Raw genomic sequence first — 425 nt, forward strand, 5'->3', positions numbered from 1 at the left:
TGCCGTGCACCCTGGCCTGGTCGGCGATCTGCGCCTCCACCAGCGCCGTGCGCACGTACGCCGGGTTGACGCACGTCGAGGTCACGCCATGGGCCGCCCCCTCCAGCGCGATCACCTTGGAGAACCCCTCCAGCGCGTGCTTGGCCGTCACGTACGCCGACTTGTACGGCGAGGCCCGCAGCCCGTGCACCGACGAGATGTTCACGAACCGGCCCCAGCCCCTGGCGTACATGCCGGGCAGCACCTTGCGCGCGATCAGGAACGGCGCCTCCACCATGACCCGCAGGATCGCGGAGAACACCTCCGGCGGGAACTCCTCGATCGGCGCGACGTGCTGGAACCCGGCGTTGTTCACCACGATGTCGATCGGCTCGCCGGGCAGCGACGCCACGAAGTCGGCGGAGCTCAGATCGGCCACGACGGCC

At 70.1% G+C, this 425-nt stretch carries 1 protein-coding gene; it reads right to left on the reverse strand.

The window, feature by feature from the left end; genetic code table 11:
- Positions 1-425: SDR family NAD(P)-dependent oxidoreductase (locus C1J01_RS48455; protein WP_146616065.1), on the reverse strand; the 425-nt coding region annotated here is incomplete at both ends.

This window comes from Nonomuraea aridisoli, assembly GCF_003236395.1.
Taxonomy (GTDB): domain Bacteria; phylum Actinomycetota; class Actinomycetes; order Streptosporangiales; family Streptosporangiaceae; genus Nonomuraea; species Nonomuraea aridisoli.